The following is a 23441-nucleotide window of genomic DNA, read 5'->3' on the forward strand; positions in this document are numbered from 1 at the left end:
TTATTTACCAAATGTCATAATCCATAAATTAAATAATCTTAAAGAAGAGAAAAGAATGGAATAGAGGCTGTTTAAAGTACTAGCAATGATTTTTTGTTCTCTAGGTTTTCCGAGTGTTCCTAAAATAATCTTTATGATAGGAAACGTTATTTCTACCACAAGTATATATTTAAAAATGTGGGATGATATAAATAAGTATTCAATCATTACAGCAAAGACTGCGATAAAAAGGAATAAATACGAAAAAAGTGTAGTTCGTTTTTTCATTATTGTCTTCCTTATAAATAAAATGAATATAAATGATATGCTTTATATTAAAGCATACGGAATAAGTATACAAACCGTTATGTGTACAATAGATCTCTAGAAATATAAATTCTAATTTCTTATCCTTCTTGCATATAGTTACAATTATTCTTTTGAATATAACTAAAACACGAACGTTATTGGTGAGTAATAAAAAAACATTCGATTATTTGTTGACATTGTTTATGAAATATTGTTAATATAGCCATAGAAAGAATAATATATAAGACCTCATATAATCGCGGGGATATGGCCTGCAAGTCTCTACCTAACGACCGTTATTCGTTAGACTATGAGGGAAAGTCACTCGGTATTTTTCTATTCACAAGGGATACGTATGCCTGAGTAGAGCGCTTTCTCTCATAGTAAAAGAGAAACTGTTCTATTTCAGGCTTTTTTTATTTGAATCGGGGGGATTCTAATATGAAATCACTAGTTGGAGTCATAATGGGAAGCACGTCAGACTGGGAAACAATGAAATATGCTTGTGACATTTTAGATGAATTAAATATACCGTATGAGAAAAAAGTTGTATCTGCTCATCGGACTCCGGATTATATGTTTGAATATGCAGAGACGGCTCGTGAACGTGGGTTGAAAGTTATTATTGCTGGAGCTGGTGGCGCAGCGCATTTACCAGGAATGGTTGCAGCGAAAACGAATCTTCCTGTAATTGGAGTTCCAGTTCAATCAAAAGCGTTAAATGGCTTAGATTCATTATTATCCATCGTCCAAATGCCAGGAGGGGTTCCAGTTGCAACTGTTGCAATTGGTAAGGCTGGTTCAACAAATGCTGGTTTACTTGCTGCACAAATACTTGGATCATTCCATGATGATATACATGATGCATTAGAATTGAGAAGAGAAGCGATTGAAAAAGATGTGCGCGAAGGTAGTGAGCTAGTATGACGAGAATCATTTTACCTGGAAAAACAATCGGCATTATTGGAGGCGGCCAGCTAGGAAGAATGATGGCATTGGCAGCTAAGGAGATGGGATATAAAATTGCTGTTTTAGATCCTACAAAAAATTCACCATGTGCACAAGTTGCTGATGTTGAAATTGTTGCACCATATGACGATTTAAAAGCAATTCAGCATTTAGCGGAGATTAGTGATGTTGTCACATATGAATTTGAGAATATTGATTATAGATGTTTACAATGGCTTGAAAAACATGCTTACTTACCGCAAGGCAGTCAGTTGTTAAGTAAAACACAAAATCGTTTTACAGAAAAGAATGCGATTGAGAAAGCTGAGCTACCAGTAGCAACGTATAGATTAGTTCAAAATCAAGATCAGCTTACTGAAGCAATTACTGAGTTATCATATCCTTCCGTCTTGAAAACGACGACAGGCGGATATGATGGGAAAGGTCAAGTTGTTTTAAGAAGTGAGGCTGACGTTGATAAAGCGCGAGAGCTTGCGAATGCAGCAGAGTGTATTTTAGAGAAATGGGTGCCTTTTGAAAAAGAAGTATCAGTTATTGTGATTCGTAGTGTAAGTGGTGAAACGAAAGTATTTCCGGTAGCGGAAAATATTCATGTAAATAACATTTTGCATGAATCTATCGTTCCAGCTCGCATTACAGAAAAACTTTCTCAAAAAGCAATTGCTTATGCAAAAGTGCTCGCGGATGAACTAGAACTTGTGGGAACACTAGCGGTAGAGATGTTTGCTACAGCTGATGGTGAGATTTATATTAATGAATTAGCACCAAGACCTCACAATTCAGGACACTATACACAGGATGCATGTGAAACGAGTCAATTCGGTCAACATATTCGAGCAATCTGTAATTTACCTCTTGGAGAAACAAATTTGTTAAAACCAGTTGTCATGGTAAACATTTTAGGCGAACATATAGAAGGGGTCCTAAGACAAGTGAATAGATTAACCGGGTGCTATTTACACTTGTATGGAAAAGAAGAAGCAAAAGCGCAGCGAAAAATGGGGCATGTTAATATTTTAAATGATAATATTGAAGTCGCTCTAGAAAAAGCGAAGAGTTTGCATATTTGGGACCATCAAGAACAACTGTTGGAGGGAAAAAGATGATTAGTCGTTATACACGCCCAGAAATGGGTGCAATTTGGACGGAAGAGAACAAATTTAAAGCGTGGTTAGAAGTTGAGATTTTAGCTTGTGAAGCATGGGCTGAGCTTGGCGATATTCCAAAAGAAGATGTTAAAAAAATTCGTGAGCATGCATCATTTGATATTGATCGTATTTATGAAATTGAAAAAGAGACACGTCATGATGTAGTTGCATTCACTCGTGCTGTATCCGAAACACCAACATTAGGTGAGGAACGTAAATGGGTTCATTACGGTTTAACATCTACAGACGTAGTAGATACAGCGTTATCTTACATCTTAAAACAAGCGAATGAAATCATATTAAAAGACTTAGAAAACTTTGTAAGCATTTTAGCTAACAAAGCGAAAGAGCATAAATACACGATCATGATGGGAAGAACACACGGTGTTCATGCAGAACCAACAACATTTGGTTTAAAACTTGGTCTTTGGTATGAAGAAATGAAACGTAACGTAGAGCGTTTCAAACAAGCTGCTGATACAGTTCGCGTTGGTAAATTATCTGGTGCGGTTGGTACATACGCAAATATCGATCCATTCGTAGAAAAGTATGTTTGTGAAAACTTAGGATTAGAAGCAGCACCAATTTCAACACAAACATTGCAACGTGATCGCCATGCTCATTACATGTCAACACTTGCACTAATCGCAACATCTATTGAAAAGATGGCAGTTGAGATTCGTGGTTTACAAAAGAGTGAAACACGTGAAGTTGAAGAGGCTTTTGCAAAAGGCCAAAAAGGTTCTTCTGCAATGCCACATAAACGTAATCCAATCGGATCAGAAAATATGACTGGTTTAGCTCGTGTTATCCGCGGTTATATGATGACAGCGTATGAGAATGTTCCATTATGGCATGAGCGTGATATTTCTCACTCTTCGGCAGAACGCGTAATTTTACCAGATGCTACAATCGCATTAAATTACATGCTAAATCGCTTTGGTAATATCGTTAAAAACTTAACTGTATACCCAGAGAATATGAAACGCAATATGACAAGAACATACGGCTTAATTTATTCTCAGCGTGTAATGCTTACATTAATCGACAAGGGTATGGTACGTGAAGAAGCTTATGATATCGTACAGCCTAAAGCGATGGAAGCTTGGGAAACACAAGTACAATTTAAAGAGCTTGTAGAAGCTGATGAGCGTATTACGAGCAAGTTATCACAAGAAGAAATTAATGAATGCTTCAACTATGAGCATCATATGCAACACGTTGATACAATCTTTGAACGCCTTGGGTTAAACGAAGCGTAAAATTTCATATGGCACAGAATAGAGTCATTCTGTGCCATTCTTTATAAAAACATTATTCACATTTTTCAAACTACAGGGGGCTTGCGAAATGCAAAAGCTAGAATTGCTGTATGAAGGTAAGGCAAAAAGAATTTATCGTACAGAATCAGCAGATATGGTTTGGGTAGAGTACAAAGATAGTGCGACTGCTTTCAATGGGGAGAAAAAAGAGACGATTACAGGAAAAGGTCGTTTGAACAATGAGATTACAACTTTATTGTTCAGAAAGTTACAAGAAGTAGGAATAAAAACACATTTTGTAGAGAAGTTATCTGAAACAGAGCAACTTGTTAAAAAAGTGAGTATTATTCCTCTAGAAGTTGTCACAAGAAATGTAATTGCAGGAAGTCTTTCAAAACGATTAGGAATGGAAGAGGGAACTGTACTTGCAGAACCAATCGTAGAATTTTACTTCAAAGATGATGATTTAGGAGATCCGCTTGTAACGGAAGATCATATTCGTGTATTAAACGTTGCATCACCAGAGCAAGTAAGCGTATTACGAGATATGGCTCTACAAATCAATCAAGTGTTGATTGATCATTTCGCAAGCTGTCGTGTAAGACTAGTAGATTTCAAATTAGAGTTTGGTGTAACAGATGAAGGAAAAATCATTTTAGCAGATGAAATTTCACCAGATACTTGCCGTTTATGGGATGAAACGAGCAATGAAAAATTTGATAAAGACGTATTCCGTCGTGACCTTGGAAATTTAACAGAAGCTTATGAAGAGATTTTAAAACGTTTAGGGGGAATTTCACATGTATAAAGTTAAGGTATATGTAACGTTAAGAGAAAGCGTATTAGATCCACAAGGAACAGCAGTAAAAGGGGCACTTCATAGTCTTTCGTTCACAGAAGTACAAGACGTTCGAATCGGAAAATATATGGAATTAACAATTGATAAATCAGTATCTGACCTTGACGCAAAAGTAAAAGAAATGTGTGAAAAACTATTAACAAACGTTGTAATGGAAGACTTCCGTTATGAAGTTGAGGAGGTTGTCGCACAGTGAAATTTGCAGTCATAGTATTCCCAGGTTCGAACTGTGATGTCGATATGTTCCATGCAATTAAAGATGAGCTTGGTGAAGAAGTAGATTACGTTTGGCACGATAGAGAGAATTTAGATGAATATGATGCAATTTTACTACCTGGTGGATTCTCTTACGGTGACTATTTACGTTGTGGTGCTATTTCTCGCTTCGCGAATGCAATGAAAGCAGTGCAAAAAGCTGCTGAGCAAGGAAAGCCGATTTTAGGTGTATGTAATGGATTCCAGATTCTTGTTGAATCAGGATTACTACCAGGAGCGTTAATGAGAAACGAAAACTTAAAATTTATGTGCCGAACAGTTCAGCTGCGTGTTGAAAATAATGAAACGATGTTTACATCACAATATGAAAAAGATGAAGTAATCAATATTCCAATCGCGCATGGTGAGGGGAATTACTATTGTGATGAAGAGACTCTTAAACAATTAGAAGAGAATAATCAAATCGCATTCCGTTACGTAGAAAATCCGAATGGAAGCGTTTCAGATATTGCTGGTATTGTAAATGAAAAAGGAAATGTACTTGGTATGATGCCACACCCAGAGCGTGCTGTAGATGAATTACTTGGCGGTGCTGAAGGGTTAAAAGTCTTTCAATCTATCTTAAAACAGTGGAGGGAAACATATGTCGTTAATGCTTGAACCAAATCCAACACAAATTAAAGAAGAGCGCATATATGCGGAAATGGGGCTAACAGACGAAGAGTTTGCCATGGTTGAAAAGATTTTAGGCCGTCTGCCAAATTATACAGAAACAGGATTATTCTCTGTTATGTGGTCTGAACATTGCAGTTATAAAAATTCAAAACCAGTACTTCGAAAATTCCCAACAACAGGTGAGCGCGTTCTGCAAGGACCTGGGGAAGGTGCTGGAATTGTAGATATCGGTGATAATCAAGCGGTTGTATTTAAAATGGAAAGTCATAACCATCCTTCTGCTATTGAACCATATCAAGGAGCAGCAACAGGCGTTGGTGGTATTATCCGTGACGTATTCTCTATGGGAGCACGCCCGGTAGCTCTATTAAACTCACTTCGCTTCGGTGAATTACAGTCACCACGTGTGAAATATTTATTCGAAGAAGTAGTAGCAGGGATTGCAGGATACGGTAACTGTATCGGCATTCCGACTGTTGGCGGCGAAGTACAATTTGATCCATGTTATGAAGGAAATCCACTTGTAAATGCAATGTGCGTAGGCTTAATTAATCATGAAGATATTAAAAAGGGGCAAGCGCACGGTGCTGGAAACACAGTAATGTACGTAGGAGCATCAACTGGTCGTGACGGTATTCACGGTGCAACATTCGCATCTGAAGAGTTATCTGAAAGCTCAGAAGCGAAGCGTCCAGCAGTTCAAGTAGGAGATCCATTTATGGAAAAACTTCTTATTGAAGCTTGCTTAGAACTTATTCAGTCGGATGCACTTGTTGGAATTCAAGATATGGGTGCAGCTGGTTTAACATCATCTTCTGCAGAAATGGCAAGTAAAGCAGGTATGGGTATTGAAATGTACTTAGATGATGTACCACAACGTGAAACAGGAATGACACCATATGAAATGATGCTATCTGAATCACAAGAACGTATGCTAATCGTTGTGAAAAAGGGTAGAGAGCAAGAAATAGTAGATTTATTTGAGAAGTATGGTCTTGCAGCCGTTACGATGGGGAAAGTAACGGAAGACAAAATGCTTCGCTTATTCCATAAAGGTGAAAAGGTAGCTGAAGTACCAGCAGATGCTCTTGCAGAAGAAGCACCAATTTATCATAAGCCATCAAAAGAAGCAGCATACTTTGCTGAATTCCAGGCAATGAAAATGGAAACACCAAAAGTAGAAAATTATAAAGAAACGTTATTCGCTCTATTACAACAACCGACGATCGCAAGTAAAGAGTGGGTTTATGATCAATATGATTATCAAGTTCGCACAAGCACAGTTGTTACACCAGGTTCAGATGCAGCAGTTGTACGTGTACGCGGTACAGAAAAAGGATTAGCAATGACGACAGATTGTAACTCTCGCTACATTTATTTAGATCCAGAAGTGGGCGGTAAAATTGCAGTAGCAGAGGCAGCACGTAATATCGTATGTTCTGGGGGAGAGCCACTTGCAATTACAGATTGCTTAAACTTCGGTAATCCAGAAAAACCAGAAATCTTCTGGCAAATTGAGAAATCAGTAGATGGTATGAGTGAAGCTTGTCGCACATTACAAACGCCAGTTATCGGCGGAAACGTATCAATGTATAACGAACGTAGTGGTGAAGCTGTATACCCAACACCGACAGTTGGGATGGTTGGACTTGTACACGATTTAAAACATGTAACAACACAAGAGTTTAAGCAAGCTGGCGATTTAGTTTATATCATCGGAGAGACGAAAGCTGAGTTTGGTGGAAGTGAATTACAGAAAATGATTCACGGCAAAATTTTCGGTCAATCACCAAGCATCGATCTAGACGTAGAATTAAAACGTCAAAAACAAGTATTAGCAGCAATTCAAGCTGGCCTTGTTCAATCTGCTCATGATGTTGCAGAAGGTGGTTTAGCAGTTGCAATTACTGAGAGTGCAATTGGTGCAAATGGTTTAGGTGCTACTGTGAAATTAGACGGAGAAGCAACAGCGGCATTATTTGCTGAATCACAATCTCGCTTCGTTATAACTGTAAAACGTGAAAATAAAGAAGCGTTTGAGACGGCGGTAGAAGCAATTCAAGTTGGAGAAGTGACAAATACAAATGAAGTAACAATTCATAATGAAGAAAATGAAGTATTACTTACAGCAAATGTAGATGAAATGAGAAAGGCTTGGAAAGGGGCAATCCCATGCTTGCTGAAATAAAGGGGTTAAATGAAGAATGTGGCGTTTTCGGAATTTGGGGGCATGAAAATGCAGCACAAGTTTCGTACTACGGATTGCATAGTTTACAGCACCGTGGACAAGAAGGCGCAGGCATCGTCGTAAATAATGGTGAGAAAATCGTCGGTCACAAGGGGTTAGGTTTAATATCGGAAGTATTTTCAAGAGGTGAGCTAGAAGGCTTAAACGGAAAATCAGCAATTGGACACGTACGATATGCGACAGCTGGCGGAAGTGAAGTTGCTAACGTTCAACCATTATTATTCCGTTTTTCTGATCATAGTATGGCATTAGCTCATAACGGAAATTTAATTAACGCAAAGATGCTTCGTCGTGAATTAGAGGCAGAGGGAAGTATTTTCCAAACAAGTTCAGATACAGAGGTACTTTTACATCTCATTAAACGTAGTACGAAAGATTCTTTAATTGAAAGTGTAAAAGAGGCTCTAAATAAAGTGAAAGGTGCGTTTGCATATCTTTTACTAACTGGAAATGAAATGATCGTTGCGCTAGACCCGAATGGATTCCGTCCTCTTTCAATTGGAAAGATGGGAGATGCTTACGTTGTAGCATCAGAAACATGTGCTTTCGATGTAGTAGGTGCAACATACATTCGTGATGTAGAACCAGGTGAATTACTTATCATCAATGATGAAGGAATTCATGTAGATCGTTTTACAAATGAAGTAGATCATGCAATTTGTAGTATGGAGTACATTTACTTTGCACGTCCGGATTCTAATATTGCAGGTATTAATGTCCATGCAGCACGTAAAAACATGGGAAAACGTTTGGCGGCAGAAGCTCCTATTGAAGCTGATGTTGTTACTGGTGTACCAGACTCTAGTATTTCAGCGGCAATTGGTTATGCGGAGGCGACAGGAATTCCATATGAGTTAGGATTAATTAAAAATCGTTACGTTGGACGTACGTTTATTCAACCTTCTCAAGAACTGCGTGAGCAAGGGGTTAAGATGAAGCTTTCAGCAGTAAGAGGCGTAGTTGAAGGAAAACGAGTTGTGATGATTGACGATTCTATCGTAAGAGGAACGACGAGTAAACGAATTGTTCGTATGCTTCGCGAGGCTGGAGCGACAGAAGTCCATGTAAGAATTGCTTCACCACCTCTTAAGTATCCATGTTTCTATGGCATTGATATTCAAACAAGAAAAGAATTAATCGCAGCAAATAATTCAATAGAAGAAATCCGTCAAATCATCGGAGCAGATTCTTTAACGTTTTTAAGTGAAGATGGATTAGTAGATGCAATTGGACGTCCATATGAAGGGAAATACGGCGGTCTATGTATGGCGTACTTCAATGGAGATTATCCAACAGCTCTTTATGATTATGAGCAAGAGCTTTTAGAAAGTATGAAATAAGAAGAAAAAAGCTTCTACTTCTTTTGATGTAGAAGCTAGCTTCTTTCTTAAAATGGCCCGCCCTGAATAGGGAGAAATTAAAAGACGAGGTGTAGATAACGATGGCGAATGCATATAAGCAAGCAGGAGTAGATATTGAAGCTGGATATGAAGCGGTATCTCGCATGAAAAAACACGTACAAACAACAATGAGAAAAGAAGTACTAGGCGGTCTAGGCGGTTTTGGAGGTATGTTTGATTTATCAAAATTTGCATTAGAAGAACCTGTATTAGTATCTGGAACAGATGGCGTGGGAACAAAATTGATGCTCGCTTTTATGGCTGATAAACATGACACAATTGGTATTGATGCAGTAGCAATGTGTGTAAATGATATTGTTGTCCAAGGAGCAGAGCCGCTTTTCTTCCTTGATTATATTGCTTGTGGTAAAGCTGAACCTAGTAAAATTGAAAACATCGTCAAAGGTATATCAGAGGGCTGTCGCCAAGCTGGTTGTGCATTAATTGGTGGAGAAACAGCTGAAATGCCAGGAATGTATTCTATGGAAGAATACGATTTAGCTGGTTTTACAGTTGGAATTGTTGATAAAAAGAAAATTGTAACAGGTGAAAAAATTGAAGGTGGTCAAGTATTAATTGGCTTAGCATCTAGCGGTATTCATAGTAATGGTTATTCTTTAGTACGAAAAGTATTACTAGAAGATGGAGAACTATCTTTAGATCGCATTTACGGACGCTTAGAACTACCTCTTGGTGAAGAATTATTAAAACCAACGAAAATTTATGTCAAACCTATTTTAGAACTATTGAAGAAATATGAAGTATACGGTATGGCGCATATTACAGGTGGCGGATTCATTGAAAATATTCCACGTATGTTACCAGAAGGAATCGGTGCAGAAATTGAATTAGGATCTTGGAAAATTCAACCGATCTTCAGTTTACTTCAAGAAGTGGGAAAACTAGAAGAGAAAGAAATGTTCAATATTTTTAACATGGGTATTGGTATGGTAGTAGCGGTGAAGGAAGAAGAGGCAAAAGATATCGTTCGTCTTCTTGAAGAGCAAGGAGAAACAGCTCGTATTATTGGACGTACTGTACAAGGAACTGGCGTTACCTTCAATGGGGGCACGGCACTATGAGTAGATTAGCAGTTTTTGCTTCTGGAAGTGGCTCTAACTTTCAATCTCTCGTTAATGCGGTAGAAGAAAAAAGATTGGATGCAGAAATTAGTTTATTAGTATGTGATAAACCAGAAGCACGTGCTGTTGGACGGGCACATTATCATCATATTCCGTGTTTCGCCTTTTCAGCGAAAGCATATGAGTCAAAAGAAGCATTTGAAAAAGAGATATTAAAGAAGCTAGAAGAGTATGAGATTGATTATGTTATTTTAGCTGGATATATGCGTTTAATTGGGCCGACTTTATTAGGAGCGTACGGTGGGAAGATTATTAATATTCATCCGTCACTATTACCGAGTTTTCCTGGTAAAGATGCTGTCGGTCAAGCGTTAGAAGCAGGTGTGAAAGTAACTGGAGTAACAATTCATTATGTAGATGCAGGTATGGATACAGGTCCAATTATTGCGCAAGAAGCAGTAGTTGTTTCTGAAGGGGATACGAGAGAAAGCTTACAAAAGAAAATTCAACAAGTTGAACATAAATTATACGTAAATACAGTGAATCAAATTGTTCAGTCTGCGAAAGAAACAACTGTTAACTAACATACAACCAGGGGTGAAGGATAAATGAAAAAGCGTGCATTAGTAAGTGTTTCAGATAAAACAGGAGTAGTAGAATTTGTTAAAGGTTTACTAGAACAAGGGATTGAAGTTATTTCAACAGGTGGTACGAAAAAATTACTAGAAGAAAACGGCTTACAAGTAATCGGTATTTCTGAAGTAACTGGTTTCCCGGAAATTATGGATGGACGTGTAAAAACATTACACCCAAATATTCATGGTGGTCTATTAGCGGTTCGTGATAATGAAACGCATGTAGCGCAAATGAATGAGTTAGGTATGCAGCCAATTGATTTTGTTGTTGTTAACTTATACCCATTTAAAGAAACAATCGCTAAGCCTGATGTAACATTTGCTGATGCAATTGAAAATATTGATATCGGTGGTCCAACAATGATTCGCTCTGCTGCGAAAAATCATAAATTTGTATCGGTAATTGTAGATCCAGTAGATTACGATGTTGTATTAGCAGAACTGAAAGAGAACGGTGAAGTAAAAGAAGAAACAAAACGTAAATTAGCAGCGAAAGTATTCCGTCATACAGCGGCATATGATGCGTTAATCTCTAACTACTTAACAGAGCAAATGGGTGAAGAAAGCCCAGAAACATTAACAGTGACATTTGAGAAAAAACAAGATTTACGCTATGGAGAAAATCCACATCAAAAAGCAACCTTCTATAAAGCACCATTCGCTGTAACTTCTTCTGTTGCATACGCAGAACAATTACACGGTAAAGAATTATCTTACAACAATATTAATGATGCAGATGCAGCACTTAGTATTGTAAAAGAATTTACAGAGCCAGCAGTAGTAGCAGTAAAACATATGAATCCATGTGGTGTTGGAGTGGGTACTGATATTCATGAAGCATACACACGCGCTTATGAAGCAGATCCAGTATCAATCTTTGGTGGAATTATTGCAGCAAATCGTGAAATTGATAAAGCTACAGCAGAAAAGTTACACGAAATTTTCTTAGAAATCATTATTGCACCTTCTTTCTCAAAAGAAGCTTTAGAAGTATTGCAAAGTAAGAAAAACTTACGTCTACTAACTGTAAATATTGAAAAAGCGACAAGTGCAAGCAAAAAACTAACTTCTGTACAAGGTGGTCTTCTCGTTCAAGAGGAAGATACGTTATCATTAGATGAAAGTACAATTTCAATTCCGACAAAACGTGAACCATCAGAGCAAGAGTGGAAAGATTTAAAACTAGCTTGGAAAGTTGTAAAACATGTGAAATCAAACGCAATTGTTTTAGCGAATGATAACATGACAGTTGGTGTAGGCGCGGGACAGATGAACCGTGTAGGTTCTGCAAAAATCGCAATTACACAAGCTGGCGAAAAAGCACAAGGTAGCGCACTTGCATCTGATGCTTTCTTCCCAATGCCAGATACAGTAGAAGAAGCAGCAAAAGCAGGGATTACAGCAATCATTCAACCAGGCGGATCAATCCGTGACGAAGATTCTATCAAAGTGGCGGATAAGTATGGGATTACGATGGTGTTCACTGGCGTACGTCATTTCAAACACTAATAGAGGATATTTAAAAAGTCCGGTCAAGATAACTGTCGCATGTCGTCGTTGCTCTTGATCCTCCTTTTTAAACTTTTATTGATATGAAAACAAACTAGGAGCAGAGCTTCTAGTTTGTACTTATTTAAGTATTGGGGGATGAAATATGAATGTTTTAGTAATTGGCCGCGGTGGGCGTGAGCATGCTTTAGCTTGGAAGTTTGCGCAATCTGAAAAGGTGGAAAAGGTATATGTAGCACCTGGTAATGAAGGTATGCGCGATGTTGCAACACCAGTTGATATTGATGAAAATGATTTTGATGCATTAGTTTTATTTGCTAAAGAGAATAAGGTTGAATTAACTTTCGTTGGACCAGAAATTCCGCTTATGAATGGAATTGTTGATCGATTTAACGAAGAGGGACTTCGTGTGTTTGGCCCAAATAAGGCGGCTGCTGTTATTGAAGGTAGTAAGGCTTTTACGAAAGAATTGATGAAAAAATATGATATTCCAACTGCGGCATATGAAACTTTTACAAACTATGAAGAAGCAGTACAGTATATTCAAAAAGTTGGTGCGCCAATCGTTATTAAAGCTGACGGCCTAGCTGCTGGTAAAGGTGTAACGGTAGCAATGACGCTTGAAGAAGCATTACAAGCTGTGAAAGAGATGCTACAAGATGTGAAGTTCGGCGAAGCGAGCAAGAAGGTCGTTATTGAAGAGTTTTTAGATGGACAAGAATTTTCATTAATGGCATTTGTAAATGGAACAACTGTGCATCCGATGGTAATTGCGCAAGATCATAAACGAGCTTTTGATGGTGATAAAGGTCCAAATACAGGCGGAATGGGTGCGTATTCTCCAGTACCACAAATTTCGGAATCAGCAGTTCAAGAGGCGATAAAAACAGTATTACATCCAACTGCTAAAGCGATGATTGCAGAAAATCGATCGTTTACAGGGATTTTATATGCGGGACTTATTTTAACAAATGATGGCCCAAAGGTAATTGAATTTAATGCACGCTTTGGTGACCCTGAAACGGAAGTAGTATTACCTCGCTTAGAAAATGATTTAGTTGATGTATGTAACGCTGTATTAAATGAAAGTGAATTAACGTTACAGTGGTCAGAGGAAGCGGTAATTGGTGTTGTACTTGCTTCGAAAGGGTATCCGGAAGCATATAAAAAAGGTGACATTATTAAAGGATTAGATGCACTGAACGATGTAATTGTTTTCCATTCAGGTACAGCGATGAAGCATGGTGACTTTGTAACAAATGGTGGCCGTGTACTATTTGTTGCTTGTAAGGCGGACAGTTTACAAGCGGCGAAAGATAAGGTGTATAAAGAAATCGGTAAAATTGAGAGTGATGGTCTATTTTACCGAAGTGATATAGGATATCGTGCAATTGGTCATGAGATGACGAGAAGCTAGTAATATTAAATGTTTTAGCGGTAAGAAAAGCGGAGAATGAGGTAGTTCATTCTCCGCTTTTCTTATTATTTTATTTAGGAACTTTTATAAGATCAATAATGTCAGGGCATTGTAATTGATAAGTTATTGCTGTTGATGAAACTTTCTTTGAAATTTTTCGGCAACTACTATTGGAATATTTAATTTTTTTGTTTTCTGTATTTCGGTCGCTTGTTTTTGAGTAATCAACATCATAATACAAAGATGTTGTCTCTCTTCCTTTTTTTACTGTTAAATCTATGATGAGAGGCTCATCTTTTTCGTTAAATCGAGTGATGCGAATGGAGTGACTCTTATTTGAATTATATTTTTTAATGAAGATATCTAATTTTTCGATATTGTAAACTGTGTCATTCTTTTGAATGACATCACCATATTTTTCGGCGGTTTCAAAACTATATTCTTTATTGGATGTATCAATTGTTGGGCGTTTATTTGAGCAAGCGACAAGATTGAATGAGAGTAGTGCAATAAATAATAAACTCGTTTTTTTATAGTAATGTTTTATAGGCAAAGCGAACCACCTCTATTAATAATGTTATATTTGTATTTTACAATATAATTACAAAGAAAACATCATCATTGTATTAAAAAATCCCACTGATTTCTCAGCGGGATTTTTTATGCATCTTTATCTTTTTTCAATTTTCCTTTTTGCTTTGCCATTTCTCGAAGTAAATACTCGATGTGTGCATTGACGCTACGAAACTCATCATTCGCCCATTTTTCGATGACTGCGTGTAATTCAGGATCAATACGTAATGGAAAGCTTTTCTTTTTAGCCATAATGATTTACAACCCTTTAGTATAGGCTTCCTGTATTAATAACTGGTTGCGCACCTTTATCTGAAACGATGGCAACTAATAAGTTGTTCACCATATTTGCTTTACGCTCGTCATCTAATTCAAGTACGCCTTCCTCATCTAACATATGGATTGAATCTTTCGCCATCTTCACAGCACCTTCAACAATCTCTTTTCTAGCAGCTAATACTGCTTTTGCTTGTTGACGTTGTAGCATTGCATGGGCAATTTCTGTTGCGTAAGCTAAATGTGTTAAACGAGTTTCTAATACTTCTACGCCAGCGATTTGAAGGCGCGCTTCTAACTCACGTTTTAATTCTTCAGAGATTTCTTCAGTATTTCCGCGTAACGTGATGCAAGTTTCATCTTGGAAATTATCATAAGGATATTTTGTTGCGACGTGGCGGATTGCTGTTTCACTTTGAATTTCTACAAATCGATCGTAATGTTCAACACCGAACATTGCTTTTGCAGAATCAACTACTTTATATACGATAACGGCTGCAATTTCAATTGGATTTCCCTCAATATCGTTTACTTTTAACTTCTTACTATTAAAGTTTTCAACACGTAACGATACAGTTTGACGGAATGCGAATGGAATTGTTAAAAATAAACCGTTTTGACGAATTGTTCCTAAATAATTACCGAAAAACGTAATAACTTTTGCTTGGTTTGGTTGAACAATACCAATACCTGTAGCAAGAACGGCGGCTAAAATAATAGTTAATGCCGCTCCTATGAAAATTTCTTGTACAAGGAAAAATACACCAATAGCGGCTAAAATTAAAATCCCAATAACACCGAGAAAACCATTTACATAAAAAACTTGTTTTTCTTTCATATGATCGCCTCCTGATATAAAAATGATATCACTTTTATATCATTTTATGCAAGGGCTTTACACTTAATTTTCTGAAATTATTGATTAGGTATTTCTTATGTATATTTTGAGGTCTGAAACGAGAATGTACGTTCTGTTTTATGGTAAAATAAAGAAGACTTAACCGCCCACTGCAGCAGCTAAGTCCCTTTGAGAGCATCTTGCATCGTGACAAATGATTCAAAGCGGTTTTGCCAGGATTATATCTTCAATCGCTGACTCAATCTCTTTGTCAGAAGCGTCAAAACTTCCATTTGACTGTGGTTTGTCGTGATTGGAAGTTTGATTCACTTCTTCTTTAGCATGTCCCTTTTCGGTAAAATTCATGCTAGGCATTTTAAATGCCCCCATATTCATGTATTTTCCGAATTTCCACATTTCAACAACGGGGCAGAAACGAACAATTCCCTCTGCGATTTTCATTGCACCAATCCATAGCAAGACGTTAGACCAAGTGCACCACGGCTTGCATACAAGTTTAGCACTACTACAGCCGAAGAGGATAAGTCCGAGTGTAATTCGAATTAGGGCATTTATTGTACCGATGTTTTGCTTCATTAGAAAAACACTCCTTTTTATGAAAGTTGAAATAGATAATACTATTTCTCTTATTAGTATCCCGTGTGATTTTGGGGATATGTAATCCAACATTTGACGTTGAAAAAGATGTTGGAATGTGCGTGTGTGTAAGTAGCTTTTTTTGTTATAATGAAAGAATGCACAAAAGGAAGTTCAAAGTTAAATCCTCTCGTTTGAAAAACTATGGAAGAGGGAATTCCAAACTTAATTCTCCGTTTTAAACAAATATTTAAGATGAAGTTAAAAAAATCCTGATGAAAATAAACTGTTATTTTGAACAGAAATATATATAACTAGAGAAAAGAAAGGGTGTTTTCATGTACGATATTTCCGGGTGGAAACATGTATTTAAGCTTGATCCAAATAAGGAGTTAAGTGACGAACATTTAGAAATGATTTGTGAGTCTGGAACAGATGCTGTTATTGTAGGCGGAAGTGATGGAGTTACAATTGATAATGTATTACACATGCTAGTTAGCATTCGTAGATATGCAGTTCCTTGTGTGTTAGAGGTTTCTGATGTGGAAGCAATTACACCAGGATTTGATTTTTATTATATCCCAAGCGTTTTAAATAGCCGAAAGGTAGAATGGGTAACAGGTGTTCATCACGAGGCTTTGAAAGAATTTGGGGATATTATGGACTGGGACGAAATTTTCATGGAAGGGTATTGTGTTTTAAATCCGGAAGCGAAAGTAGCTCAGCTTACAGATGCGAAATGTGATGTAACAGAAGATGATGTAATTGCATACGCGCGTTTAGCAGACAAGCTATTACGTTTACCGATATTTTATTTAGAATATAGCGGTACGTATGGAGACGTTGAACTTGTTAAAAATGTAAAAGCAGAATTAAAACAAGCGAAGTTATATTATGGCGGCGGTATTTCTAATGCTGAACAAGCGAAGGAAATGGCACAATACGCTGATACAGTAGTGGTTGGGAATATTATTTATGATGATATAAAATCCGCGCTAAAAACAGTTAAAGCAGTAAAAGGAGAGTAGGTGCAGGCGTATATGAGTAAGACAGATAAGTTATTAAATGGTTTAAATCCGCAGCAACAAAAAGCAGTACAAACAACGAACGGACCACTTCTATTAATGGCAGGTGCAGGTAGTGGTAAAACACGTGTGTTAACACATCGTATTGCGTATTTACTTGGTGAAAAAGGTGTAGCGCCATGGAATGTACTAGCTATTACCTTTACAAATAAAGCGGCGCGTGAAATGCGCGAGCGTATTGATACACTTGTCGGACCAGAAGCAGAAGATATTTGGATTTCTACGTTCCACTCTATGTGTGTACGTATTTTACGACGTGATATCGATCGTATTGGTATTAATCGTAACTTTACAATCTTAGATTCAGGCGATCAGTTAACTGTAGTCAAAAAAATTATGAAAGAGCGCAATATTGATCCGAAGAAATTTGAGCCGCGCTCTATTTTAGCTGGTATTAGTAATGCGAAAAATGAATTGTTATCTGCAGATAAATATGCGAAAAAAATTACAATCGCTGATCCATATGAAAAATTAACGAGCGATGTATATACAGAATATCAAAAACGTCTTCTGAAAAATAACTCATTAGACTTTGATGATTTAATTATGACAACGATTCAGCTATTTGAACGTGTTCCAGAAGTACTAGAGTTTTATCAGCGTAAGTTCCAATATATTCACGTGGATGAGTATCAAGATACGAACAAAGCGCAGTACCTTCTTGTAAAACATTTAGCAGCACGTTTTAAAAATTTATGTGTTGTAGGTGACTCAGATCAGTCTATTTACCGCTGGCGCGGGGCTGACATTTCTAACATTTTGTCATTCGAAAAAGACTATGAGAATGCGCAAGTTATTCTGTTAGAACAAAACTATCGTTCGTCACAAAATATTTTAAATGCAGCGAATGCTGTTATTGAAAAAAATTCAAACCGTAAACCGAAAAAATTATGGACAGACAATCAAGTTGGAAGCAAAATCTCATATTACCGTGCTGCGACGGAAAAAGACGAAGCATACTTTGTTGCGAAAAAAATTCGTGACGATATTCAAATGGGAAAACGAAAATATACTGATTTTGCAGTGTTATATCGTACAAATGCGCAGTCTCGTATGGTCGAGGAGATTTTCCTGAAATCTAATATTCCTTACAAAATTGTCGGCGGTACGAAGTTCTACGATCGTAAAGAGATTAAAGACATTTTGGCGTATTTACGTTTAATTGGGAATCCAGATGATGAGATTAGTTTCGCGCGTATTATAAACATGCCAAAGCGCGGGATTGGTGCGACTTCTATCGATAAAATTATTAATTACGGTGTACAAAATGGAATTTCATTAACGGCTGTATTCGATGAGATTGAGCATGTTGGAGTAAGTGCAAAAATTACAAAGGCAGTAAAAGAATTCGCAGGTTTATTACACAACTGGGTAAATATGCAAGAGTATTTATCTGTTACAGAGTTGGTAGAGGAAGTTATTGAAAAAACAGGCTATCGCGATATGTTGAAAAACGAGCGTACTTTAGAAGCGGAAGGTCGTCTAGAGAACTTAGATGAGTTTTTATCTGTTACGCAAACATTTGAATCTCAAAGCGAAGATAAGAGCCTCGTTGCATTCTTAACAGACTTAGCGCTTGTTGCTGATATTGATCGTGTCGATGAAGATCCAACTGCTGGTGAGGAAGTTATTTTAATGACGATGCATTCAGCGAAAGGGCTAGAGTTCCCAGTTGTCTTTATTGTTGGGCTAGAGGAAGGAATATTCCCGCATACTCGTTCTCTAATGGAAGAAGATGAAATGCAAGAAGAACGTCGCCTTGCTTATGTAGGTATTACGCGTGCAGAAGAAGAGTTATATTTATCCAATGCACAAATGCGTACTTTATTTGGTAGAACAAGTATGAACGCTGCTTCTCGATTTATTACAGAAATCCCGGCAGAGCTAGTAGAATCGTTAAATGAAACAGCGCCAAAGCGTGAAACTTCGTTTGGTGCAAAAGGCAGAACGACAAGTACAAGTAGAATGACAACTACAACCACAACACGCTCTCGTTCAGCTTTCGCGCGTCCTGCAGCTAAGACAACAGGCGGCGAGCAAATTGGCTGGGCAGTAGGCGATAAAGCTTCCCACCAAAAATGGGGAGTCGGTACAGTTGTCAGTGTAAAAGGTGAAGGTGATGCAAAAGAATTAGATATTGCGTTCCCAAGCCCAATTGGTGTTAAACGTTTGTTAGCAAAATTTGCACCTGTGACGAAACAATAGGAAAGGAATGAGGATATGTCAAAAGAGATAGCAAAACAACGTATAGAAGAACTGCGTGATTTGTTAAATACATTTAACTATCAGTATCACGTATTAGACAATCCTTCTGTTTCTGATGCGGAGTATGACCGTAATATGCAGGAGCTTATAAAATTAGAAGCAGAGAATCCAGAGTTTATGAGTGAAGACTCTCCCTCCATTCGCGTTGGGGGAACTGTTCTTGATATATTTGAAAAAGTAACACATAAGTCACCGATGTTAAGTTTAGGAAATGCATTTAACGAAGGAGATTTACGTGATTTTGATCGACGAGTACGCCAAGGAATTGATGATGCGAATGTAAGATATATATGCGAATTAAAAATTGACGGACTTGCTGTTTCACTTCATTATGAAAAAGGACGCTTCATTCAAGGGGCAACACGTGGTGATGGTGTAACAGGTGAAGATATTACCCAAAATTTAAAAACGATTAAAGCGATCCCGCTCCGTCTAAATGAAGAAGTAACATTAGAAGCACGAGGCGAAGCTTATATGCCGAAGCGTTCATTCGTTAAGTTAAATGAAGAAAAAGAACAAAATGGTGAAGATGTATTTGCGAATCCGCGTAATGCGGCAGCAGGTTCAATACGCCAACTTGATCCAAAAATTGCAGCGAAGCGTAACTTATCTATGTTTGTGTACGGTCTTGCGAATGTAGAAGAAAAAACAATTCCATCACATAGTGAATCGCTTGATTTCTTAGGTGAACTTGGATTCAAAACAAATCCAAATCGACGTACATGTGAGACAATTGAAGAAGTTATAGCTTATGTAGAAGAATGGCAAGAAAAACGTCCGCATCTTGATTATGAGATTGATGGAATCGTTATAAAAGTAGATGATGTTGCTCTTCAAGAAAGTTTAGGAACTACAGCAAAGAGTCCAAGATGGGCGATTGCTTATAAATTCCCGGCTGAAGAAGTTGTAACAAGATTAACAGGCATTGAATTAAGTGTTGGTCGCACAGGGGTTGTAACACCGACTGCAGAGCTAGAGCCAGTGCGAGTGGCTGGTACTATCGTTCGTCGTGCTTCTTTACATAACGAAGATTTAATTCGTGAAAAGGACATTCGAATTGGTGACTATGTTGTAGTGAAGAAGGCTGGAGATATTATTCCTGAAGTTGTGAACGTTATTTTCGATAAGCGTACTGGTGAGGAAGAAGAATATCATATGCCAACGCATTGCCCAGCATGTGAGAGTGAACTAGTTCGTTTAGAAGAAGAAGTAGCACTTCGTTGTATAAATCCAACTTGTCCAGCTCAAATTCGAGAAGGATTAATTCATTTCGTTTCAAGAAATGCAATGAATATTGATGGACTTGGAGAACGTGTCATTACACAACTCTTTGATGCGGATTATATTCGTACATTTGCTGATTTATATTCGTTGACGAAAGAGCAATTATTGCAGCTAGAACGATTCGGTGAAAAATCAGCAACGAATTTAGTGCAAGCAATTGAGAATTCTAAAGACAACTCATTAGAGCGATTATTATTTGGCCTTGGTATTCGCCATGTCGGAGCAAAAGCAGCACGTACATTTGCAGAGCATTTCGAAACGATGGATGCACTTGTGAAAGCAACGGAAGAAGAACTAAAAGCAATTAATGAGATTGGTGAAAAAATGGCTCAATCCGTCGTGACGTATTTTGATAATGAAGACGTATTAGAGTTATTACAACAATTTAAAGAGTATGGCGTGAATATGGCATACAAAGGTATAAAAATTGCTGATTTACAAAATGTTGAGTCGTACTTCACAGGAAAAACTGTCGTTTTAACAGGTAAATTAGAAGTTATGGGACGTAGTGAAGCGAAGAAGAAGATTGAGGCATTAGGTGGAAAAGTCACAGGAAGTGTTAGTAAAAGTACGGATTTAGTTGTTGCAGGTGAAGCGGCAGGTTCGAAATTAGCACAAGCAGAGAAGCATAATGTTGAGGTTTGGAATGAAGAGAGGTTCTTACAAGAGCTAAATAAGTAAGAGGTGCAAACTTACCATGAAAAAAATAGCATTAGCGGTATTAAGCCTTGGCCTACTCGTAAGTGGGTGTAGTGCAGGTGCCGATAAAGATGAGAAATCGGGGAAAGCAAAAGAACAAGCAATCGTTCCAAAGTACGCTATCTCGGATGAATATTATAAGACGACTATTCCATTTGACGCAGGAGCAGCACGTGGTTTAGTTGTGCAAGGAGTAAATAATCGTCTTGATATAGATGAATTTGAAACGGGATTAATGCGTATTGCGAAAGAATCCTTTAGTACGAAAGATCATTTCTTTAAAGGTGGAGATGTTCTAGATGCTCAAGCTATACAAATGCTTGTTAAAAGAAAGCGTACAGATGTTGAGCAAAAGGAACTAGAGGACAAATTAAAAAAGGATGCAGTTAAATTTCCAAACATTGGTTTGAATCCGGCGTTAGGTGGAGGGTCTGAATCATTAGAGGAAAAAAATAAAAAAAATCCAATATATATTTCAAATATTTTAGAGCATGATTATTATGTGAAAAAAGACGAGAAAGATGAGAAAGGTGAGCGCCAAGGCATTGTAGTTGGCTTAGCGATGAACTCGGTTCATTATTATGAGGAAGAGCATGGTTATCCGCGTGAGGCTAAAATTGAGCAAGAAAAAATGTTAGCTGAAGGGAAAAAAATGGCGCAAGAAGTCTTGAAATTTATGCATCAAAAAAAGCCTGAAACAAAAAATCTTCCGATAACATTTGCAATTTATCGTCAGGCTCCAAAGGCTTCACTCGTGCCAGGTAACTTTGTTTCTTATGCAAATGTCGAAAAAGGCAGTGAAACGGTTGAGGATTGGAAACAAATTAATGAGAAATATTATTTGTTCCCATCTGAACAAGCGAAAACAGATAATAAACGTGAAGATCTGGCGAGAGTATCAAACTTTAAAGCGAAACTAGGAGATTATTTCCAAGGAGACTATACAGCTGTTATCGGTACTGGTATGTATAGAGATGATGAATTAAGAGAAATAAAGCTTGATATTCCTGTCCAGTTTAATGGGAAAGCAGAAATAATTGGTTTTACACAATATGTAGCCGGGCTTGTTATGGAATACTTCCCGAATTATATGAAAGTACAAGTAACGATTAAATCTGTAGAACGTCCAGAAGCGATTATTATACGTGAAGCGAAGCAAGATGAACCATTTGTGAAAATTTTAGATTAAATAGAAGGGCCGTTCCTTTGTGGAACGGCTTTTTTTCTTGGGTAATTTTGTTATAATTTAAAATGTTATAAATAATGGGGCAAGGGGTAAAGCACATGGACGAATTAAGTTTTCAAGTCATTATTTTATTAATTGCATTCGGCTTTTTAGCAGCTTTTATTGATTCAGTTGTTGGCGGTGGAGGATTAATCTCGCTTCCGGCACTTATGTTTGTTGGTTTGCCACCAGCTTCGGCAATTGCAACGAATAAATTAGCTGCAACGATGGGGACGTTTACGAGTGCAGTTTATTTTATTCGATCAGGAAAGGTCGATTTTAAAATTGTAGGAAAGTTAATCCCGTTAACTGTTATAGGAGCGGTCGCAGGCGCTTTAGTAGTAAAGTTTATTCCGCCGGATATTTTACGTCCGTTAGTGCTTGTGATGTTGGTGTTTATTGCCATTTATATTATTGCAAAAAAGGATTGGGGAAGTGTATCTACCTATAAGAAGATGACGAAAAGAAAAACATTAATATTTTTCTTTGTTATTTTAATGCTAGGGTTTTACGATGGATTTTTTGGACCAGGGACAGGATCCTTTTTAATTTTTGCATTTTTATTAGTTGGTTTGGATTTTATTCAAGCGGCAGCATCTGGAAAACTTTTGAACTTTGTTAGTAATATCGTATCTTTAATTACTTTTTTATTTTTAGACGTAATTCATTTTGAATACGGTATTATTATGGGATTGTCGATGATTTTTGGCGCTTATTTTGGATCGAAGTTTGCAGTCCAAAAAGGTGTTGGATATGTAAGAACTTTATTTTTGTTAGTAACTATTTTATTGATTGGAAAAAACATTTTGGAATATACTCATATTTTGTAGAGTTATACGTATGTATAACTCTATTTTTTTATTATATTTTAAAAATTAATTAATTTTTAAA

Annotated in this window: 22 protein-coding genes and 1 riboswitch; of the genes, 17 read left to right on the plus strand and 5 right to left on the minus strand. The window is 37.3% G+C overall.

Going from position 1 to position 23441, the window contains the following annotated elements; all coding sequences use genetic code 11:
- Positions 1 to 267 carry a hypothetical protein gene (locus GFJ36_RS29315; RefSeq protein ID WP_087982199.1) on the minus strand — a complete coding sequence of 89 codons (267 nt, stop codon included), beginning with the start codon at positions 265 to 267 and terminating at the stop codon, positions 1 to 3.
- 250 nt (positions 268 to 517) lie between these two features.
- Positions 518 to 619, plus strand: a riboswitch (purine riboswitch).
- Positions 620 to 729: 110 nt separating this feature from the next.
- Here GFJ36_RS29315 and purE point away from each other — a divergent pair.
- The 12 genes from purE (at position 730) to purD (ending at position 13708) form a co-directional block, all read left to right on the plus strand.
- On the plus strand, positions 730 to 1215 hold the full coding sequence (gene purE / locus GFJ36_RS01285; RefSeq protein ID WP_000839367.1) for a 5-(carboxyamino)imidazole ribonucleotide mutase: 486 nt from the start codon (positions 730 to 732) through the stop codon (positions 1213 to 1215).
- The gene (gene purK / locus GFJ36_RS01290) at positions 1212 to 2363 is read left to right on the plus strand and encodes a 5-(carboxyamino)imidazole ribonucleotide synthase (protein ID WP_157349431.1); all 1152 of its coding nucleotides are present in this window, start codon (positions 1212 to 1214) and stop codon (positions 2361 to 2363) included. The genes purE and purK overlap by 4 nt, the downstream gene beginning before the upstream one ends.
- Complete coding sequence (gene purB / locus GFJ36_RS01295) at positions 2360 to 3667, plus strand: adenylosuccinate lyase (protein WP_000625686.1); 1308 nt, start codon at positions 2360 to 2362, stop codon at positions 3665 to 3667. Before purK ends, purB begins: the two co-directional genes overlap by 4 nt.
- An 88-nt stretch (positions 3668 to 3755) precedes the next feature.
- Positions 3756 to 4475: a phosphoribosylaminoimidazolesuccinocarboxamide synthase gene (gene purC, locus GFJ36_RS01300; protein WP_087982204.1), complete on the plus strand. Its 720-nt coding sequence runs from the start codon at positions 3756 to 3758 to the stop codon at positions 4473 to 4475.
- Positions 4468 to 4722, plus strand: coding sequence for a phosphoribosylformylglycinamidine synthase subunit PurS (gene purS / locus GFJ36_RS01305; protein WP_000278821.1), 255 nt, complete (start codon positions 4468 to 4470; stop codon positions 4720 to 4722). The genes purC and purS overlap by 8 nt, the downstream gene beginning before the upstream one ends.
- Complete coding sequence (gene purQ / locus GFJ36_RS01310) at positions 4719 to 5402, plus strand: phosphoribosylformylglycinamidine synthase subunit PurQ (RefSeq protein ID WP_000666772.1); 684 nt, start codon at positions 4719 to 4721, stop codon at positions 5400 to 5402. The genes purS and purQ overlap by 4 nt, the downstream gene beginning before the upstream one ends.
- Entirely contained in the window at positions 5386 to 7605 is a 2220-nt protein-coding gene (purL, locus tag GFJ36_RS01315; protein WP_046958904.1) for a phosphoribosylformylglycinamidine synthase II, read from the plus strand. The genes purQ and purL overlap by 17 nt, the downstream gene beginning before the upstream one ends.
- Complete coding sequence (gene purF, locus GFJ36_RS01320; protein WP_000879030.1) at positions 7590 to 9005, plus strand: amidophosphoribosyltransferase; 1416 nt, start codon at positions 7590 to 7592, stop codon at positions 9003 to 9005. The genes purL and purF overlap by 16 nt, the downstream gene beginning before the upstream one ends.
- 101 nt (positions 9006 to 9106) lie before the next feature.
- Positions 9107 to 10147: a phosphoribosylformylglycinamidine cyclo-ligase gene (gene purM / locus GFJ36_RS01325; RefSeq protein WP_088061523.1), complete on the plus strand. Its 1041-nt coding sequence runs from the start codon at positions 9107 to 9109 to the stop codon at positions 10145 to 10147.
- Complete coding sequence (purN, locus tag GFJ36_RS01330; RefSeq protein WP_000088583.1) at positions 10144 to 10731, plus strand: phosphoribosylglycinamide formyltransferase; 588 nt, start codon at positions 10144 to 10146, stop codon at positions 10729 to 10731. The genes purM and purN overlap by 4 nt, the downstream gene beginning before the upstream one ends.
- 24 nt (positions 10732 to 10755) lie before the next feature.
- On the plus strand, positions 10756 to 12291 hold the full coding sequence (gene purH, locus GFJ36_RS01335; RefSeq protein WP_000745429.1) for a bifunctional phosphoribosylaminoimidazolecarboxamide formyltransferase/IMP cyclohydrolase: 1536 nt from the start codon (positions 10756 to 10758) through the stop codon (positions 12289 to 12291).
- Between the two features lie 145 nt (positions 12292 to 12436).
- Complete coding sequence (purD, locus tag GFJ36_RS01340) at positions 12437 to 13708, plus strand: phosphoribosylamine--glycine ligase (protein WP_088609271.1); 1272 nt, start codon at positions 12437 to 12439, stop codon at positions 13706 to 13708.
- 70 nt (positions 13709 to 13778) lie between these two features.
- Here purD and GFJ36_RS01345 read toward each other — a convergent pair whose 3' ends face one another.
- The 4 genes from GFJ36_RS01345 to GFJ36_RS01360 form a co-directional block, all read right to left on the minus strand.
- Entirely contained in the window at positions 13779 to 14261 is a 483-nt protein-coding gene (locus tag GFJ36_RS01345) for a DUF4362 domain-containing protein (RefSeq protein ID WP_097889263.1), read from the minus strand.
- A 107-nt stretch (positions 14262 to 14368) separates the two neighbouring features.
- Positions 14369 to 14533 carry a type II toxin-antitoxin system antitoxin gene (locus GFJ36_RS01350; protein WP_001085171.1) on the minus strand — a complete coding sequence of 55 codons (165 nt, stop codon included), beginning with the start codon at positions 14531 to 14533 and terminating at the stop codon, positions 14369 to 14371.
- 16 nt (positions 14534 to 14549) lie between these two features.
- Entirely contained in the window at positions 14550 to 15395 is an 846-nt protein-coding gene (locus tag GFJ36_RS01355) for an SPFH domain-containing protein (RefSeq protein WP_097889264.1), read from the minus strand.
- Between the two features lie 219 nt (positions 15396 to 15614).
- Positions 15615 to 15992, minus strand: a complete 378-nt coding sequence (locus GFJ36_RS01360) for a YgaP family membrane protein (RefSeq protein WP_097889265.1) — start codon at positions 15990 to 15992, stop codon at positions 15615 to 15617.
- A 338-nt stretch (positions 15993 to 16330) separates the two neighbouring features.
- On the opposite strand from GFJ36_RS01360, the gene pcrB reads away from it, so the two are divergent.
- From pcrB to GFJ36_RS01385, 5 genes are all read left to right on the plus strand, one after another.
- A complete protein-coding gene (gene pcrB, locus GFJ36_RS01365) occupies positions 16331 to 17020 on the plus strand; it encodes a heptaprenylglyceryl phosphate synthase (RefSeq protein ID WP_000272092.1) in 690 nt (229 codons plus the stop codon).
- Between the two features lie 12 nt (positions 17021 to 17032).
- Entirely contained in the window at positions 17033 to 19282 is a 2250-nt protein-coding gene (gene pcrA, locus GFJ36_RS01370; protein WP_002108861.1) for a DNA helicase PcrA, read from the plus strand.
- Between the two features lie 15 nt (positions 19283 to 19297).
- Positions 19298 to 21307, plus strand: a complete 2010-nt coding sequence (gene ligA, locus GFJ36_RS01375) for an NAD-dependent DNA ligase LigA (protein ID WP_048560180.1) — start codon at positions 19298 to 19300, stop codon at positions 21305 to 21307.
- A 16-nt stretch (positions 21308 to 21323) separates the two neighbouring features.
- Positions 21324 to 22514 (plus strand): CamS family sex pheromone protein, encoded by a 1191-nt coding sequence (locus GFJ36_RS01380; RefSeq protein WP_097889266.1) that lies wholly within the window; start codon positions 21324 to 21326, stop codon positions 22512 to 22514.
- Positions 22515 to 22609: 95 nt separating this feature from the next.
- Positions 22610 to 23380 (plus strand): TSUP family transporter, encoded by a 771-nt coding sequence (locus GFJ36_RS01385; protein ID WP_097889267.1) that lies wholly within the window; start codon positions 22610 to 22612, stop codon positions 23378 to 23380.
- The last annotated feature ends 61 nt before the right edge of the window (positions 23381 to 23441 follow it).

Source organism: Bacillus sp. EE-W1 (genome assembly GCF_009760835.1).
Lineage (GTDB): Bacteria > Bacillota > Bacilli > Bacillales > Bacillaceae_G > Bacillus_A > Bacillus_A wiedmannii.